The 16165-nt window shown below is 65.7% G+C and carries 15 protein-coding genes; 3 read left to right on the top strand and 12 right to left on the bottom strand.

Annotated elements, in window-relative coordinates; all coding sequences use genetic code 11:
- Positions 1 to 5: 5 nt before the first annotated feature.
- From cobJ to ACSFC7_RS10505, 9 genes are all read right to left on the bottom strand, one after another.
- The gene (gene cobJ / locus ACSFC7_RS10465; RefSeq protein ID WP_436347650.1) at positions 6 to 1052 is read right to left on the bottom strand and encodes a precorrin-3B C(17)-methyltransferase; all 1047 of its coding nucleotides are present in this window, start codon (positions 1050 to 1052) and stop codon (positions 6 to 8) included.
- A 25-nt stretch (positions 1053 to 1077) separates the two neighbouring features.
- The gene (locus tag ACSFC7_RS10470) at positions 1078 to 1953 is read right to left on the bottom strand and encodes a precorrin-3B C(17)-methyltransferase (RefSeq protein ID WP_436347651.1); all 876 of its coding nucleotides are present in this window, start codon (positions 1951 to 1953) and stop codon (positions 1078 to 1080) included.
- The gene (cbiG, locus tag ACSFC7_RS10475) at positions 1950 to 2948 is read right to left on the bottom strand and encodes a cobalt-precorrin 5A hydrolase (RefSeq protein ID WP_436347652.1); all 999 of its coding nucleotides are present in this window, start codon (positions 2946 to 2948) and stop codon (positions 1950 to 1952) included. The genes ACSFC7_RS10470 and cbiG overlap by 4 nt, the downstream gene beginning before the upstream one ends.
- Positions 2949 to 3152: 204 nt before the next feature.
- Positions 3153 to 4064, bottom strand: a complete 912-nt coding sequence (locus tag ACSFC7_RS10480; RefSeq protein WP_436347653.1) for a cobalt-precorrin-4/precorrin-4 C(11)-methyltransferase — start codon at positions 4062 to 4064, stop codon at positions 3153 to 3155.
- Positions 4065 to 4066: 2 nt separating this feature from the next.
- Positions 4067 to 4882, bottom strand: coding sequence for a cobalt-factor II C(20)-methyltransferase (locus tag ACSFC7_RS10485; RefSeq protein WP_436347654.1), 816 nt, complete (start codon positions 4880 to 4882; stop codon positions 4067 to 4069).
- Positions 4879 to 5487 (bottom strand): precorrin-6Y C5,15-methyltransferase (decarboxylating) subunit CbiT, encoded by a 609-nt coding sequence (gene cbiT / locus ACSFC7_RS10490; RefSeq protein ID WP_436347655.1) that lies wholly within the window; start codon positions 5485 to 5487, stop codon positions 4879 to 4881. Before cbiT ends, ACSFC7_RS10485 begins: the two co-directional genes overlap by 4 nt.
- Positions 5488 to 5658: 171 nt before the next feature.
- A complete protein-coding gene (locus ACSFC7_RS10495; RefSeq protein ID WP_436347656.1) occupies positions 5659 to 6585 on the bottom strand; it encodes a ribonucleotide reductase in 927 nt (308 codons plus the stop codon).
- Between the two features lie 153 nt (positions 6586 to 6738).
- Positions 6739 to 7521, bottom strand: coding sequence for a 3-oxoacyl-ACP reductase family protein (locus tag ACSFC7_RS10500; RefSeq protein WP_436347657.1), 783 nt, complete (start codon positions 7519 to 7521; stop codon positions 6739 to 6741).
- An 85-nt stretch (positions 7522 to 7606) separates the two neighbouring features.
- Positions 7607 to 8911: a cobyrinic acid a,c-diamide synthase gene (locus ACSFC7_RS10505; RefSeq protein ID WP_436347941.1), complete on the bottom strand. Its 1305-nt coding sequence runs from the start codon at positions 8909 to 8911 to the stop codon at positions 7607 to 7609.
- A 108-nt stretch (positions 8912 to 9019) separates the two neighbouring features.
- Between ACSFC7_RS10505 and ACSFC7_RS10510 the strand changes: the two genes are divergently transcribed.
- The 3 genes from ACSFC7_RS10510 to ACSFC7_RS10520 all read left to right on the top strand — a co-directional run bounded on the left by ACSFC7_RS10510 (position 9020) and on the right by ACSFC7_RS10520 (position 10651).
- Positions 9020 to 9580: a DUF1802 family protein gene (locus ACSFC7_RS10510; protein ID WP_436347658.1), complete on the top strand. Its 561-nt coding sequence runs from the start codon at positions 9020 to 9022 to the stop codon at positions 9578 to 9580.
- 67 nt (positions 9581 to 9647) lie between these two features.
- Positions 9648 to 9818, top strand: a complete 171-nt coding sequence (locus ACSFC7_RS10515) for a hypothetical protein (RefSeq protein ID WP_436347659.1) — start codon at positions 9648 to 9650, stop codon at positions 9816 to 9818.
- Between the two features lie 152 nt (positions 9819 to 9970).
- Positions 9971 to 10651: a class I SAM-dependent methyltransferase gene (locus tag ACSFC7_RS10520; RefSeq protein WP_436347660.1), complete on the top strand. Its 681-nt coding sequence runs from the start codon at positions 9971 to 9973 to the stop codon at positions 10649 to 10651.
- Between the two features lie 14 nt (positions 10652 to 10665).
- Here ACSFC7_RS10520 and ACSFC7_RS10525 read toward each other — a convergent pair whose 3' ends face one another.
- The 3 genes from ACSFC7_RS10525 to cobN are packed head-to-tail and all read right to left on the bottom strand — an operon-like array spanning position 10666 to position 16146.
- On the bottom strand, positions 10666 to 11460 hold the full coding sequence (locus tag ACSFC7_RS10525) for a cobalt-precorrin-7 (C(5))-methyltransferase (RefSeq protein WP_436347661.1): 795 nt from the start codon (positions 11458 to 11460) through the stop codon (positions 10666 to 10668).
- On the bottom strand, positions 11457 to 12245 hold the full coding sequence (locus ACSFC7_RS10530; RefSeq protein WP_436347662.1) for a precorrin-8X methylmutase: 789 nt from the start codon (positions 12243 to 12245) through the stop codon (positions 11457 to 11459). The genes ACSFC7_RS10525 and ACSFC7_RS10530 overlap by 4 nt, the downstream gene beginning before the upstream one ends.
- Positions 12238 to 16146, bottom strand: coding sequence for a cobaltochelatase subunit CobN (gene cobN / locus ACSFC7_RS10535; protein ID WP_436347663.1), 3909 nt, complete (start codon positions 16144 to 16146; stop codon positions 12238 to 12240). The genes ACSFC7_RS10530 and cobN overlap by 8 nt, the downstream gene beginning before the upstream one ends.
- Between the last annotated feature and the right edge of the window lie 19 nt (positions 16147 to 16165).

The following is a 16165-nucleotide window of genomic DNA, read 5'->3' on the forward strand; positions in this document are numbered from 1 at the left end:
GGCGCTCAGTAGTCGTACTTCGTCTCGTAGCCACGCGGCGTGACCATCCGGTCGTCCCAGACGTAGGTGTCCTCGGTGCCGACGACGATCGTCGTCGTCATGTCGACGATCTCGCTCTCGCCGAGGTCCTCGAGTTCGGCGAGTTCGGTGATCATCACCTGCTCGTCGTCGCGACCGGCGCCGTGGACGATGCCGACCGGCGTGTCGGGGTCGCGGTGGGTCAGGAGGATCTCACAGCACTTCTGAAAGTTCTCCCGGCGCTTGCGGCTCCACGGGTTGTAGATCGTGATCGTGAAGTTCTCGCTGGCCACCGAGTGGAGTCGGGACTCGATTTCGGGCATCGGAACGAGGTGGTCCGACAGCGAGACCGAGACGGTGTCGTTCACGAGGGGGGCACCGAGACGGGCCGCACAGGACTGGGCCGCCGGGACGCCCGGCACCACGTCGAAGTCGACCATCGACGCCGTCGCGCCCTTGGACTCGAGGATCTCGAGCGCCAGCCCCGCCAGCGCGTAGACGTTGGGGTCGCCGCTGCCGACGATGGCGACGTCGTTGCCCGCCAGCGTGCGGTCGATCGACTCCTCGGTTCGTGAGACCTCGCCGCACATCGGCGTGTCGTAGATGTCGTCGGCCTGCTCCGTGATCTCGTCCGGGATGAGTTCGATGTAGGTCGTGTAGCCGACGATGTGGTCGGCCTCGAGCAGCGCGTTCTTCGCGCGCTCGGTCATCCCCTCCGCGTGGCCGGGGCCGAGACCGACGGCGGTCAGCTGGCCGGGGTCGGCGTCGAAGTCCTCGATCGTCGCGCCGACTTCCTGCTCGGTGCTCGAGTCGTCGTCCGAACTCGAGGCGCCGCATTTCGAGCCGGAGGAAGACGAGGAGGAACTCGACGCGCCGCACTTCGAGCCGCTCGAGTCCTCGCTCGAATCGCTCGAGGAGGCGCCGCACTTCGAGCCGCTCGAGGTTTCAGACTCGGGCTCGGTGGTACTGCTGCTGGAGGCACCGCACTTCGATGTCGATTCGTCGTCGGCGTCTGCGTTAGTGTCCGTGCTCATGGCTGTAGGGTGTCGTCTGTATTCGTCAGAAATCGTCGACGTCACGCCCGCCGCGCGGGGTGACGAGGTACGTTCGGTCGTCGTTGCTCCAGGTCTCGGTCTCGTGGTTGCCGATGATCAGCGAGGTGCCCATCCCGGAGACCTTGTCGTCGTGATCGGCGGCCTCGCCGAGGGTCGTGATGAACTCGCTCTCGCCGTTCCGGCCGGCGTCCGCGCGGCCCGCATCGTTGACGATCGCCACGTAGGCGTCGTCGGTCCGCTCCTCGCGGACGATATCGACGGCCCGCTCGTAGTTTCGCCAGCAGTTGTAGAGGACGATCACGAAATCCGAGATGGCCGCGGCGCGCAGTTTCTCCTCGATCTCGTCCCAGCCGCGCCACTTGTCCGACAGCGAGATCGTACAGAAGTCGTTACACAGCGGCGCGCCGACGTTGGCGGAGCCGCCGAGTGCCGCGGTCAGGCCGGGGACGATTTCGATCGGCACGTCCGTCGCGTCCTCTTCGTCGGCCATCTTGAAGATGAGGTCCGACTTACCGTAGACCGACGGATCGCCGCCCGAGACGTGGGCGACGTCCTTCCCTTCGCGGACGTGGTCGAACGCCGCTCGAGCCAACTCGATCTGCCGGCCCATCGTCGAGCGGATGATCTCTTGCTCGAAACCGTCGTCTCGGACCGCGATGCCGTCCTCGTCCGTCTGCTCCTTCGGCAGCAGGGTACCGTCGTCGCGCAGGAACTCCTGGTAGAGGCTCGAGGCGATGACGACCTCCGAGGACTCGATAACCTCCTTGGCCCGCTTGGTCATGTGATCCGGCAGGCCGGGACCGATGCCGACGACGTAGAGGGTCCCGTGCTCGTCGGGGGTACCGCCGTCGGTACCGGCAGACGACTCCTCGGCGCTCATCGACCGATCGCCACCGTGACCTCGTTTTCGTAGCCGATCTTCTCGAGCACCAGTTCCTGCTCGGCTCCGCCGGCGATCGCGCTGGCCTCCGAAACACCCGGCCAGCCGATCAGCTCCTTCGACTTCGAGGGCGTCGGCCCCTCGTGTGCGAGCAGGGTCTCCTTGTCGAAGGCGACCACGCCGAGGTCGAGTTCCTGGGCCGCCTCGAGCAGGCCTTCCTCGTCTTCCTTTCGAGTGGCGGTGCCGACGAACTCGACGTCCGAGAAGTCGTAGTCGGTCCGCTCGAGGGCCGCTTCCCACGCGGCGACGAACGACTCCGTGCTCGCGCCGGAGACGCTGCCGGTGCCGATGACGACGCCGTCCGCTTTGTTCCGCTTCAGAACCGTTACGTCGTCGCCGACGAGGACGGCTTTCGGGCCCTCGAGACGGGCGACGGGACCGAGGTTATCGTCCAGCACGGCGAGGTTCGTCTTCACGGTGGAATCGCCGTTGACGACGTGGGTGTCCATCGCCTTCGCGCGGGATTCGACACCCTGCTTGCCTGCGGCCTCGCTGGCGGTGGTCATCGCCGGGACGGCACCCATCGTCGCCAGATCCTGTGCGACCTGGTTGGCGCCGTGGTGGCCACCCGTGATCGGGATGGCCCACGTGAGTTCTTCGTCGACCACGCAGATCGCGGGGTCGTCCCACTTGTCGTCGAGCAGGTGGGCCGTCTTTCGCATTGCGATCCCGCTCGCCATCAGCCCGATGAAGCAGTCGTACTCGCCCCAGTGCTCCTCGAAGACGTCGCCGTGGTACTCGATGATGTCGATCGCCTCGTAGCGATCGCCGATCTCCGCCTCGATCTCCTCGGCGGTGTCCATCTTCCGGCCGAAGGAGATGATCGCGATCTCCTCTGCGACTTCGCCGTCCGAATCCGCCGTCGAACAGTGGCCGTCGCCGGAATCCGATCCCGAATCGTCCGTCGTATCCGCGTTCTCAGTTCCTGAACTCATTGTGAAACCTCCATCGTAGCGAAATCGTTCTGTCCACGTTCTATCGACCCGTCCAGTCCACCGCTCGGGTGGGACTGAAAGGGGCTGCCTCGGTCGATCCGGTGAGGCGAAGTAAGGACCGCAGCGGAGCGAGGACCGCAGCGAGCCGAAACCGGTCGAGCGAGGCAGGGGCTTTCACCGTGTTTGCGGTCGCTGCACTGCAGTTCAGTCATCGCTCGCCTCCGGTTCACTCGCGTTCTCAGCCGAATTTCCCGAAGAGCCTCGATTCGCCCAGTCGCCGTAGAGGAAGGATCGCTCGTAGCCCGCCCCCGTCACGGCGTCGCCGATGACGACCATCGCCGAGGCGCGGTAGCCCGCCTCCTCGACCTTGTCCGCGATGGTGCCGATCGAGCCGACGATCACGTCCTCGTCCGGCCACGAGGCGTGATAGATCACGGCGACCGGGGTGTCTGGATCGTGATCGTCCTCGAGCAGCCGATCCATCGTATCGCGAACCGCGTGGGTCCCGAGGTAGATACAGGACGTCACGTCGCCCATCCCGACGAAGTCGGAGATGTGGTCCTCCTCCGGTGTCAGGGTCTTGCCCTGGGGCCGGGTGAACGCGACGTGGTTCGAGACCTCGTTGAGCGTCAACTGCGTCCGCAGCGTCGCGCTGGCCGCGAACGCGGAGGTGACGCCAGGCACGAAGTAGGTCGGGACGCCCTCGTGTTCCAGCGCGTCCATCTGCTCGAGTGCGGCCCCGTAGATCGCCGGATCGCCGCTGTGCAGACGGACGACGTTCTCGCCGTCCTCGTAGGCGTCCCGCATCAGCGGGATCAGCTCCTCGAGATCCTTCCCGACGGAGTTGACGAGTTTCGCGTGGGCGCAGTACTCGTCGAGGAGTTCGCTGTTGACCAGCGAGCCCGCGTGGACGACGAGGTCGGCCTCCTCGAGCAGTTCCTTGCCCGCGACGGTCAGCAGCCGCGGGTTGCCGGGACCGGCGCCGACGAAGGGGATCCCCTCCTGTTCGTCGCCGGCGTTGTGGTCGAAAATTCGGTCGTCCAGTTCCTCGCGGCGGCGTTCTCCCTGAGCGTCGATCGCTTCCTGCGGGTCGCCGTTCGTATTTGTGTCCGTCATTCTCAGTGGCCTCCACAGTCCCCGTGCATACAGCCCTCGGCACGCTCGAGTTCGATCGTCTTCCCGCCGTCTGCGACCGGCTCGCCGCTCGTCGTTTCGTCGTCGCTCGAGGCATCGCCGGACTCGTCGCTCTCCCGCTGGAACGCCGCCGTCGCCCGCTCGACCTCGAGGTCCGCCTTCTCGGCGTACGCGAGCGTGTAGTAGTCGCGCTCGTCGATCTCCGCGGGATCGTCGGTGACGAGCGTCTCGCCCTGTTCCATGAACAGCCGGCGGCCGTAGGTCACGTCGTAGCCGGCCTCGACGAGGCCTGTGTGGGTCGCCGGCGCGTCGGTAACCTTGAACAGAATCATCCGGGCCGGACCCGTTGGACTCGCCCCGTTCGCGGCTTCCCGAAGCGAGAGCCCCGCGCCGGCTTCGATCTCGACGCCCATCGCGGTCGCGAAGGCCGTGACCGCGCTCACGCCGGGGACGATCTCCAACTCGATGTCCGGATGAAAGGTGTCGATCGTCCGTCGCAGGTGGCCGAACGTCGAGTAGACGTTCGGATCGCCCAGCGTGACGAAGGCGACGTCGCCCTCGCGTGCGTTCGGCGCGATCTCCGCCGCGGCCTCCTTCCACGCCGCTCGGAGCTTCTCCTCGTCTTTGGTCATCGGGAAGTCCAGATCCCCGATCTTCGACTCGTCGACGTGCTCGAGTGCGACCGATCGCGAGAGTCGGCCCGGCGAGTAGACCACGTCGCAGTCCTCGAGCACTTCCTTCCCGCGAACGGTCACGAGGTCGGCCTCGCCGGGGCCGAGTCCGACGCCGTAGAGGGTCACTGCCCGGCACCCCCTCTTCCATCGGCGGCGACTTTCTTGCCGCCATCCTCGTCAGCCGGCGTCGCGCTCCCGACCAGCATGTACACCGGGTTATCCGAGTTGAAACTCGTCGCCCCGGCGAGTTCGTAGCCGTGGCTCACCTGGAACTGGACGACTTCCTCGAGAATTTCCCGCTCGCGGAAGGCCTCCGTCGCCTTGCCGGCGACTTCGAGTCGCGAAACGTTCATCACAATCCGATCGATTTCGGTCTCGACGGCGTGATCGAGGACGGCCTCGAAGTTTCGGCTGCCGCCCAGAAAGAGCGCGTCGGCGTCGTCGGGGAGACCCTCGGGTGCTTCCGCGTTCCGGAGTTCGACGTCAGCCCGTATCGAGTCCTCGTTGGCCGCGAGGTTCCTCTCGGTGGTCTCGAGTCGCTCCGGTTTCCGCTCGAGGGCGGTCACCCGACCGGCTCGCCGTGCGGCTTCGATCGTGACGGCGCCGGTACAGGAACCGACCTCCGCGAAGTGATCGTCCGCCTCGAGTGCGAGCTTCGAATGGACGACGGCGCGGACCTCGGACTTGGTCGGTCCGGCCTTCGCATCGTGTGGAAGCGCGATGGGTGGCATCACCCTGTGGAACAGAGTCCGTCCCTAAAACAATTTTGTTTGGAGTAGAGAAACTACGGTTGCCCATATATGGTTGTAATAGCACAACAAAATTTGTTCACCAGCTGGTGACTGTCGATACCGTCGGCCCAGGTGAGCGTTCTGCGGAAGGGATACGGAGCAACGAAGGAGTCAGTCTGCGGCGCGCCGCGTCCGAACGACTCGCCGAACGTCGCCGTACTCCTCGAATCGCTCGGCGCCGATGTAATCGACGGTGTCCTGCAGGTACTGGGTCGTCTGTTTGCCGATCTTCCCCTGATCGTAGCCCTCGAACGGCATCTCCTCCGGCGGTGCTCCGAGGAGGCGGTTCTCGACGTACTCCTCGATCCGGGGCTCGTAGACGTCCCGAACGATGTCGGGTTCGGCCTCGGCCAACTGCTTCATCACCCAACGGCCGTTCTCGATGTGGCGGGTTTCGTCCTGTCGGACCTTCCCGATGGCCGTCTGGAACGACTCGAGGACGATCTCTCGCCCCATCTCCTCGGCTTTCAGTTCGATCATCTGGTCGGAGCTCAGATAGCCGCCGCGGGCGAGCTGGGCCTCGACGATCCCCATGTAGTTGAGGTAGGCCTCCCCGAGCGCGTAGACGAGTTCGCGCTGGTCCCCGCCGTTGATCGCGGCTAGGAGAGTGTCCGCGGTATCGTACAGATTGTCTGTGCTGTACCCCTGCTCCTGGTAACCGCCGACGCGGTGCGGTTCGGTGTCCTGGGTTCCGAAGACCTCCTGGAAGTACCGACTGAAGAGGTCGGTGTGTTTGGCCTCCTCGTAGACCTGCTGGGCCAGGTAGATCTCCTCCTGGACGGTGTCGAACGGCATGGCCTCGTTGTCCAGCGCGTCGAGGGTCATCATGTACGGTGCGAGCGTCCGCGTCACGTCCTCTTCGCCGTCGTAGAACGCCGCGCACGACGCGAGGAACCGCTGCTGTTCCGCGTCGGAGAACTGCGCCCAGTCTTTCCCGTCCGCCTCGAGATCGAAGTCGTCCGGGTCCCACGTGCCTTCCCGTTTCCCCTTCCGGTACAATTGGTACGACTTCTCGCGGTTACTGTACTCGATTGGCATACGCTCGCTAGATCACGTCCTCCGAAATGAATGTTCGCGAGAGAAATAGCTTCCCGGTTCAGATTCGGTTATTCTGACTGTTCGGTTCGGCGGTCGATCCGATCGCGAGTTCGCCGCTCGAGTCGACTAAACCGCAGGGCAGTTCCCCCGTTGCTACCACTCCATACCGCCGTTGATCCCGATCACCTGCCCGGTCATGTACTCCGCGTAGTCGCTGGTGAGGAACCGAATCATGCCGACGATGTCCTCGGTCTGAGCGAAGCGATTCAGCGGGATGTCCTCCCGGATCTTGTCCTGGACCCGTTCGGGAACCTTCTCGAGCATATCCGTCTCCGTAAAGCCGGGGGCAACGCAGTTCGCCGTCGAGTCGTGAGCGGCGAGTTCCAGCGCCAGCGTCCGGGTGAACGCGAACAGGCCACCCTTCGACGTCGCGTAGTTGGCCTGCCCGTAGTTGCCCTGCTGGCCCACGACGCTCGAGATGTTAATGAGTCGGCCGTTGTCGGACGTTTTGATGTCCTCGTAGAACGCCTTCGTACAGTTGAACGTCCCGGTCAGGTTGACGTCGATGACCGTCTGCCAGTCCTCGTAGGACATATTCTCGAACTTCCGATCGATCGTGATGCCGGCGTTGTTGACGAGCACGTCGATCTCCCCGAGTTCGTCGCGGACGTCCTCGGCCATCCGTTCGACCGCTGTCGGCTCGGAGATGTCCGCCTGCACGGGGACGGCCGTCTCCCCGTTCGCCTCGATGGTCTCCGTGACCTCGCGTGCCTTGTCGTCGGCCGAGCGATAGTTCACCGCCACGTCGGCCCCGCAGCGGGCGAGTTCGAACGCGATATCGCGACCGATGCCGCGCGACGAACCCGTGACGAGGCAGGTTCGGTCGGATAGCGGGCGCTGGTCTAGGGGCTCGAGTCGCTGGACTGATTCGGACATACGACCGGGACTACACCGGCATTGGTGTTAACTATTTGACTGTATGTCAACGTCGAAGAATAGCTTCGCGAGCGACATGTCGAACTTATGCAATTCGCTCGAAGAACCGATCGAACGCCCCGCTCTCGGCGTGAACGTGGACGTACGTCCCCAACGACTCGTACTCGGTCAGGCCGTCGTGGTCGCCGTCGATGCCGTCCCCGCGAACCGTCTCGAACGCGAAGCGGGCGTCGCCGTCGACGTCGGCGCTCGAGTAGTGGAACTCGTGGCCCCGGATTCGCTCGCCGACGTTCGCGGTGAGCGTCCCCTCGAGCGCCCCGAGTTCGACGTGATCCAGCGCCTGATAGCGGTCGTGCATCGTGACGTCCGCCGGGAGGATGCCGGCCATCTCGTGGCGGTTTCCCTCCGCCGTGGTCAGCGACTGGCTCATGGCCATCAGCCCGCCACATTCGCCGAGGACCGGCAGTCCCTCGCTGGCCCGTTGGCCGAGTTCCGAGAGCGTAGCCGACGACTCGAGTTCCGCGGCGTGGAGTTCGGGGTAGCCGCCGGGCAGGTAGACGCCGTCGCAGTCCGGGACGGGATCGCCCGCGACGGGCGAGAACGTGACCAGTTCGGCCCGCTCGCGGAATCGCTCGAGGGTCGACGGATAGCGAAAGCAGAAGGCCGCGTCGTCGGCGACGGCGACGGTGGCGTCGACCGATCCGCCGGACTTGACCGATTCGTCCGGAGCGGGCGGCTCGCTCGCGACGGCGGCCAGCTGATCGGCCTCGAGCGACTCCGCGGCCTCCCGCAGCGCTTCCCTCGGTAGCGCGGCTTCCGCCCCCATCTCGAGGCCGAGGTGCCGATCCGGGATCTCGAGGCCCGGATTCGGCGGGATTCGCCCGAAGTATGCGAGATCATCGGGCGAGGCGTCGCGGATCCCCTGCTCGTGGCGACCGCCGTGGGCGCGCTGGGCGACGATGCCGGCCACCTCGATGTCGCGTCCGATGGTGTCGGCGTACTGTTGGAAGCCGAGTGCCGTCGCCGCGACGCTCTCCATGCCGGCTTTCGCGTCGACGACGAGAACGACGGGGAGGTCGAGGGCTTCGGCGACCATCGCGGTACTCGAGCCGTCGCCGTCGTAGAGCCCCATGACGCCCTCGACGACGCAGATGTCGCCTTCGCCGCGCTGGTAATTTCGTCGGAGGCCGTCTTCCCCACAGAGCCACAGATCGAGCGTGCGGGAGGGACGGCCCGCGATCGCCTCGTGGTGGCTCGGATCGATGAAGTCCGGCCCGGCTTTGGCGGGCTGGACCGCGTACCCGGCGTCCTCGAGGGCCTGAACGATCGACAGCGTGGCAACCGTCTTCCCGACGCCGGAGCTGACGCCGCCGAGGACGAATCCGTTCATCATTGTGGTTGCGTTCGCACAACTGAACTTGAATCCGTCGGTGGGGATGGCGATCTCGACCAACCGAAACCGAATTGAGACTCGTCCGCGTTCGATCGAGCGAGACCAATGAGCGAAGCCAAGACGGCCGCGATTCCCGCGCTGAAAGAACGTGCCGGCGTCGTCAACGCCCTGCTCGAGGGCTCCCAGACGGTACTCGTTCGCCACCCGACGCTCGACCCGGGGACGATCGACGGCCAGTTCGTCCTGTACCCATCCTACACCCACCAGGTTCCCGACCGATACCAGTCCCGACACGAGGGCTACTACCACCGCGCGAGCGCGAAACCCGACGCCGGCGTGCCGATCCGAGCGGTCGCCGCGGTCCGCAAGGAGTTCGCTGTCTCGAGCGACGACCTCGAGGCCCTCGCGCGCCACTACGTCTACACCCCCGACGGCCTGCGCGACAAGTACGATCCGGATCCGGACGGCGAACTGCGGGTGCTCTTGCTCCGCGTGAGCGCACTCGAGTCGCCCCGGCTCATCGAAGAACGCGGCAGTTACCGCGGCTGTCGGGCCTGGATCGATCTCGAGGACGACGTCGAGGTGGACCTCGAGTCGACGACGCCGGTGCTCGACGACGCGACGTTCGCCGAGCGCAAGGCAACGGTTCGCGACGCGCTCGAGTGACGTGACGAGGCGAAACGAGCCGCCGACGAACTTAACAGAGGTCGGCAGCTATGGCCGCTCGATTACGATGACCGAGGAATCCGACGCCGAACGCGGCACGGAGTATCACCTTCGAGCGGCGCTGAACCACCTCGGCGAAGCCCAGGACGGCGACCTCAGAAAGACGAACGCCGTCGCGCTCGAGGAGGTCTCGAACACCGTCTCGTCGGTCCTGCGCGAACACGAGCAAGACGAGTGATGACCGACCGGAGGTCGACAATTTCGGTCGGCTACCGACGTGCCAACGGATAGCAATTCGGACGACTCGTTCAATTTCTTGTAATATGATTCTGTGAGCACATATTATCGCTTCGCGAAACTGCTTATCGGTTCCGTGGGAAGACGGCGGTTATGACGGGACGCGGGCAGACGGGCGAAGACGTCAAGGAGGTCGTCCAGCAGTACTGGGACGGCCGCGCCGACTCGTTCGACGACGACAGCCAGCACGGCATCCACAGCGACGAGCAACGGGAGGCGTGGCTGTCGGTGCTGGGTCTGTGGACCGGCGAACCACCACAGCGGATCCTCGACGTCGGCTGTGGAACCGGCGTGATCTCGTTGCTGCTCGCGGAGCTCGGCCACGACGTCACGGGCGTTGACTTCTCGAGTGAGATGCTCGAGCGGGCGCGAGCGAAGGTCGAGCAGTCGGACCGCTCCGTCGAGTTCCAGCGCGGAGACGCGGAGAACCTGGCCCAGTCCGACGACGCCTACGACCTGGTGACGGCGCGTCACCTCATCTGGACGCTGCCGACCCCGGAGCGTGCGATCGACGAGTGGCAACGCGTCGTTCGACCCGGCGGTCGCCTCGTCCTGATCGAGGGCCACTGGGACTTCGCGGAGGTGTTCGAGGGCTACGAGGAGATCCACGACGATCTGCCGCTGTACGACGGTCGGCCGCTCGAGGAGTTGGCGGCGTTTCTCAGCACACAGGGACTCGAGAACGTCGAGTACGAACCCCTGGCGGAGTCTACGCTCTGGGGACAGGAGCCGAACTACGAAAAGTACGTTATGGTCGGTGACGTCCCCGAGTAGCCCGTTTCGAGCCTCTACGACACGGGCTGTCGGACCGCGAGCACGACCAGATCCGAAAACGGCGTGTCCGCCTCGCCGTTCCCGCCGGCGTGTTCCGACAGTTCGGCGAGCGTGAACCGGTGAACCCGCTCGTCCTCGTGGGTCAGCTTCTCACACACCAGCGCCTCGAGATCCGGTTCGGCGCCCGCCTCGAGCAGGAACTCGGCCAGATCGCCGGGCATCCGGTCGTAGGGCCGCGGAAGAACGAGCAGGTGTCGGTCGTCCACGGTCACCGCGGCGGCGAGACGGTCCATATCGGCAGCGAGGTCGCCGCTCTTGTGCAGCGTGACGAACTCGGTGTCCTCCATGGGCGTCCGGGCGCGGCTCGCGGCCACCTGCAGCGAGGAGATGCCGGGAACGACGCGAACCGGAATACTGGAATCCTCGCGTTGAACGGAGTCCTGAACTTTGCCGACGAACTGGTAGCCCGAGTGGTTCGGGTCGCCCATCGCGACGGCGGTGCCCGACTCGCCGGCAGCGACGCGCTCGCCGAACGCCTCGAGGGCCTCGGCCTCGTCCTTGTAGCCACAGGTCAGCAGATCGGCGTCGGTCTGGTCCTCGACGAACTCCACGACGGTCGTGAAGCCGACGACGACGTCCGCTTCACGGATCGCACGCCGGCCTCGAGGCGTGAGGTACTCCGGGTTCCCCGGCCCGACGCCGACAGCGTAGACGGGGTCGTCCGTCGCTTCGTCGATATCCGGCTCTGGCGCCACAGCGGCGAACGTCGCTGGGTCGGGTCCGGACCCGAGGTCGTACTCGCCGCTCATTCGTCCTCCTCAGAACTGGTGGCGGCCTGTGCGGCCCGCTCGTCGGCGGTCAGATCCAACTCGAGCCCGTCCGTTCGCACGTCCTTCGCGACGTGGATCAGTTCGTTCGTCAGCGCCGCGGCGAGTCCGCTGCCGCCGCGGCGGCCGACGTTCGTGATCGCGGGCACGTCGTACTCCCGGCTCACCTTCCGAATGCGCTGGCGACTCTCCTCGGCCTTGACGAAGCCGACGGGCGTCGCGACGATGGCGGCGGGTCGGGTGCCGTTCTCGATGCAGTCCGCGAGGGCGAACGCAGCCGTCGGGGCGTTCCCGATCGTCGCGATCGCACCGTCGTAGACGCCCTGCTTGTCGAGTTCGAGCACCGAGGCGGCGGTCCGGGTCATGCCGGTCTCCTTCGCCAACTCGGCCCCGTTGCCGATCGCCTTGCGCTTCTCGCAGTCGTGACCCCTGCTCGTGATGCCGGCCTTGGACATCGTGATGTCGGTGACGATGGTGGCCTCCTCGAGGACGGCTCGAGCCCCGGCCCGAACCGGGGCATCCTCGTCGGCACCCACCCCGTCGCTTCCAGTAAACTCGAGCAGATGTTGAAACTCGATGTCGCCCATCGAGTGGACGGACTTCTGTCGGATGCGGTCGGCAAGCGTCTCGTCGGGGACGAACTGCCGGACGATGTCCATGCTCGTCTCCGCGATATCCATCGCGTTCTGGGTCGTCGCGCCGAGGTCGGCGTACTCCCGCTCGAACTCCTGTCCGCCGTCGGTCTCGGGTCGGTCGTTCTCAGTCATCGTTTGCCACCTCCGCGTCGGCGTCCGAACCGACCGCCTCGTTGGTCGTTCTGGCCTCGAGGTCACCCTCGACCTCGAGGTTCAGGTCCCGGAGCCGATCGGCCGTCTCGTCGTCGGCGTCCCAGAGGTCCCGTTCGATCGCCTCGAGCAAGGTGTCCGTGATTGACTCGAGCGCCCACGGGTTCACGTCTCGCATCCAGTCCTGTCGGTCCTCGTCGAACGCGAACTTCTCGGCGACGTCTTCCCAGAGGGTGTCCGAGATGACGCCGGTCGTCGCGTCCCAGCCGAGGGTCACGTCGACGGTCGTCGAGAGGTCGCCGGCGCCCTTGTAGCCGTGCTCCTCCATCGACTCGAGCCAGTCCGGGTTCAGCACGCGAGCACGCATGGCTTTGCGGACCTTCTCCTCGTTCGTGTAGACGTCGACGTTGTCCGGATCGGAGGAGTCGCCGACGTAGGAGGCGGGCTCCTCGCCCGAAATCTCGGACACCGCGGAGATGAAGCCGCCGTGGAAAGCGTACCAGTCCGAGGAGTCGAACTCGTCCTGTTCCATCGTGTCCTCGATCTTGACGGTGGCGTCCACACTGGAGAGACGGCGCTCGAAGGCGTCGTGGGCGTCCGAAACCCGGCCGCGGGAGCCCATTGCGTAGCCGCCCCACTGGACGTAGACGCTGGCGAGGTCGGAGCGGTCGTCCCAGTTCCCTTCGTCCACGGCCTTGTTCGTCCCGGCGCCGTAGCCGCCGGGTTTGGTCGTGAAGACGCGGTGCAGTGCGGCCTTGCGAGCGTCGGATTCGTCGAGGCCTTCCTCTTCCTGCAGTTGCTCGGCCTCCTCCTCGACGTGCTTTTTCACGTAGTTCATCTCGAGCGGCTCGTCGAGGTCGACGACCGCGTCCACGGCGTCGTGGATGACACCCGCCGCAGCCGGGAAGGCGTCCCGGAACAGCCCGGAGACGCGCGTCGTTACGTCGACTCTGGGCCGGTCGAGTTCCTTGAGCGGAATCGGCTCGACGTCGTCGATCCGGCCGGCGTCAGTCCACTGCGGTTCGACGCCCATCATGGCCAGCACCTGGGCGATGGTCTCGCCGCGGGTTCGGACGGTGGGCGTGCCCCACGCGACGACCCCGATCTCTTCGGGATACTCGTCGTTTTCGTGGTAGTGGCGCTCGAGAACCCCGTCCGCGACTTCTTTCCCGACCTGCCAGGCGGCCTTCGCGGGCACCTTGCGGGGGTCGAGCGTGTAGAAGTTCCGCGCAGTGGGCAGCAGGTCGACGCCGCCGCGGGTCGGCGCGCCCGATCCGCCGGGCGGCACGTACTCGCCGGAAAGCGCGTCCGCAGTTCTGGGGATCTCGTCTTCCGCGCCCTGGACGCGAGGCTGGGCCTCCTCGCAGATGTACGCGAGGGCCTTCCGCAGGTCGTCGTGCGCGCCCGATTTGGCTCGACCGTCGCCGATCGTCTCGAGGTCGACGATCATGAGGTTGATGTTGACCTCGTCGTCCGCTCCGCCGTCTCGTTCCGATTCCGGCACGTCGAAGTCGTGCGCCGCGAGCGTCTCGATGAGTTCGATACTGGTCTCGTAGACCACGTCGGCGGCCTCGGCGTAGGTCATGCCGAGCGCTTCGTCGTACTCGCCGGGAGCGTTGAGCATCTTCTCGTAATCGACGCCCAGCGCGCCGGCCACGCTCTCGCGCAGGCTCGGAGCGCCGGGGTTCTCGAGGCGCGTCAACGCGACGAGATACTCCACGAGGCGCTCGTCGGCCGGCGGTTCGGACATCGTGTGCAGCCCCAGCCGGATCTGAGTCGTCTTGACGTCCGTGAGGTACTCGTGGATGCGTTCGACTAGGTCGTCGATGGCGAGGTCGTCACCCTCGACTTCTCCCTCAGCCAAGGTCGAACCTGCCTCGTCCGGACCGCGAACGTCCGCCGTCTCGTCGATCGTCCCCGTGATACCGAGTTCGACCGCGAGATCGAGTTCCTCGACTGTCTCGCGCATGAGATCCTCGAGGTGCTGGCCGTCGTCCGCGCGGGCGTCTTCCATTCCGGCCTCGCGGTACTGATTCGCGAGTTCCTCGAGTTCCGATAACTCGTCGTAGGTGCCCGCGTTTCGCATTACGGGCGTGAGATAGTCGACGATCGCCGCATACGAGCGGCGCTTCGCCTGCGTCCCCTCGCCGGGGTTGTTGACGATGTAGGGGTAGACGTTCGGAATATCGTCGATCAGCTGGTCGGGTGCGCTCTCGCCGTTGAGCCCGACCGTTTTGCCGGGGAGCCACTCGAGGCTTCCGTGCGTGCCGAGGTGGACGACCCCGTCGGCCTCGAACGTGTTTCGCAGCCAGCCGTAGAACGCGTAGTAGTCGTGTGGCGGCTGCAGGTCCGAGTCGTGGTAGACCTTCGAGGGGTCCATTCCGAACCCGCGGGGCGGCTGGACGGTGACGAGGACGTTCCCGAACTCGACGCCGGGGATGGCGAACGGACGGTCCGGAACGTCACCCCATTCCTCGACGATGTTCTCCTGGAATCGTTCGTCGGCGTCGGCGAACCAGTCGGCGTACGTGTCCTGTGAAACGACGTCGACCGAAAGCTCTCGGACGTCCTCTGGGGCGACCCAGCGATCCTCGAGGGTCAGCTGCGAGGTGAGTTTCTCGACGAGGGTCTGGCCGTCGTCGGGCATCTCATCGTTCAAATCGTATCCTCGAGCCTCGAGTTCCTCGAGCAGATTCACGGTCGACTCCGGCGAGTCGAGCCCGAACGCGGTCCCGATCCCGTCGTCGCTCGGCGGGTAGTTGTGCAGGACGACGGCGATCTGTTTGTTCTCGTTAGGCGTGTGGCGAAGTTCGGCCCAGTTGACCGCGAGCCGCGTCGCGTGATCGATCCGCTCCTCGATCGGATAGTGGTGTTTCGGCGCGCTCCCGATACCGGCCTCGTCGTCGGTGCGTTCCTTGCCCGAGATCGGATGGCTGATGACGTTACCGTCGAACTCGGGGAGCGCGACGGAGAGCGCGAGTTCGAAGCCCATCACGCCCGTGTCGCTGGATTCGTAGCGCGAACGGGATCGCATCGTGGTGATCGTCTGGAGGACCGGGACGCCGAGTCGGTCGAGGAAGACGTCCTCCGCGGAACTCCCCTCATCATTGGCGCTACGGCCGCGCTCGTCCATCGAGAGGGAGAACATGAACGAGGAGAGCACGGCGTCGACCACCGGCTGGCCGTCGGCGTCGATGAGCCAGTTGTCCGTGACCCACTCGGCGTCCTCCTGTTCCTCCGTATCGGTCGCCGGATTGCAGAAGATCGGGAGGGCGTTCGCGCCCTGCTTCTCGAGCGCCCGAACCTGCGCGTCGACGTACCGGGTGTTCTCGTGGGTCCAGTGGGACTCGTAGAACCAGACCGCGACCGTCGGCAGGTCGGGGTCGTGGGTCTCGAGCAACTCCTCGTACCCGACTCCGGGGTAGTCGGGGTGGTAGACGCCCTCCGTCGGCAGCGTGGTCGGGTCGTCGTACTCCGCGTCGCGGTCCTCGTACGCCGCGACGAGGAACCGACAGCAGTTCGCGACGTTGATCGTGCCGCCCTTCTCCAGATAGTCGTAGACGAGGTCGCGATGCTCCTCCCCGACGGTCGTATCCTCGAACGCGAAGGCGTCGCCGGTCGCCTTGACGATCAGCGGGACGCTCGCCTCCTCGAGCGCGCCCGTCGCGTAGTCGTAGCCCGGCATGCTGTCTTCGGCGCCGTGGAGCCAGAAGATGGCCGCCGCGGCGTCGGTCAATTCCTCGACGAACTCCTCGATGTCGGCCTCGTCCTCGAGGTCGCTCTCCGAGCGAACGACCAGTTCGATACCCTCGAGGCGCTCGGCGGCCTGCCCGATCGAGCCGAGTTCGTTCTCCGTCGCGGTGTAGATCCCGATGCGTGTCATCGCGTTTTTAAACCTCTGT

Source organism: Natronorubrum halobium, assembly GCF_051351675.1.
Taxonomy (GTDB): domain Archaea; phylum Halobacteriota; class Halobacteria; order Halobacteriales; family Natrialbaceae; genus Natronorubrum.

Coding starts and splice junctions, on each gene's coding strand:
- ACSFC7_RS10470 (WP_436347651.1), bottom strand. CDS start 1,953: ATGAGCGCCGAGGAGTCGTCTGCCGGTACCGACGGCGGTACCCCCGAC.
- cobJ (WP_436347650.1), bottom strand. CDS start 1,052: ATGAGCACGGACACTAACGCAGACGCCGACGACGAATCGACATCGAAG.
- ACSFC7_RS10500 (WP_436347657.1), bottom strand. CDS start 7,521: ATGTCCGAATCAGTCCAGCGACTCGAGCCCCTAGACCAGCGCCCGCTA.
- ACSFC7_RS10515 (WP_436347659.1), top strand. CDS start 9,648: ATGACCGAGGAATCCGACGCCGAACGCGGCACGGAGTATCACCTTCGA.
- cobN (WP_436347663.1), bottom strand. CDS start 16,146: ATGACACGCATCGGGATCTACACCGCGACGGAGAACGAACTCGGCTCG.
- ACSFC7_RS10505 (WP_436347941.1), bottom strand. CDS start 8,911: ATGAACGGATTCGTCCTCGGCGGCGTCAGCTCCGGCGTCGGGAAGACG.
- ACSFC7_RS10480 (WP_436347653.1), bottom strand. CDS start 4,064: ATGACGGACACAAATACGAACGGCGACCCGCAGGAAGCGATCGACGCT.
- ACSFC7_RS10525 (WP_436347661.1), bottom strand. CDS start 11,460: ATGAGCGGCGAGTACGACCTCGGGTCCGGACCCGACCCAGCGACGTTC.
- ACSFC7_RS10530 (WP_436347662.1), bottom strand. CDS start 12,245: ATGACTGAGAACGACCGACCCGAGACCGACGGCGGACAGGAGTTCGAG.
- ACSFC7_RS10510 (WP_436347658.1), top strand. CDS start 9,020: ATGAGCGAAGCCAAGACGGCCGCGATTCCCGCGCTGAAAGAACGTGCC.
- cbiG (WP_436347652.1), bottom strand. CDS start 2,948: ATGAGTTCAGGAACTGAGAACGCGGATACGACGGACGATTCGGGATCG.
- ACSFC7_RS10520 (WP_436347660.1), top strand. CDS start 9,971: ATGACGGGACGCGGGCAGACGGGCGAAGACGTCAAGGAGGTCGTCCAG.
- cbiT (WP_436347655.1), bottom strand. CDS start 5,487: ATGCCACCCATCGCGCTTCCACACGATGCGAAGGCCGGACCGACCAAG.
- ACSFC7_RS10495 (WP_436347656.1), bottom strand. CDS start 6,585: ATGCCAATCGAGTACAGTAACCGCGAGAAGTCGTACCAATTGTACCGG.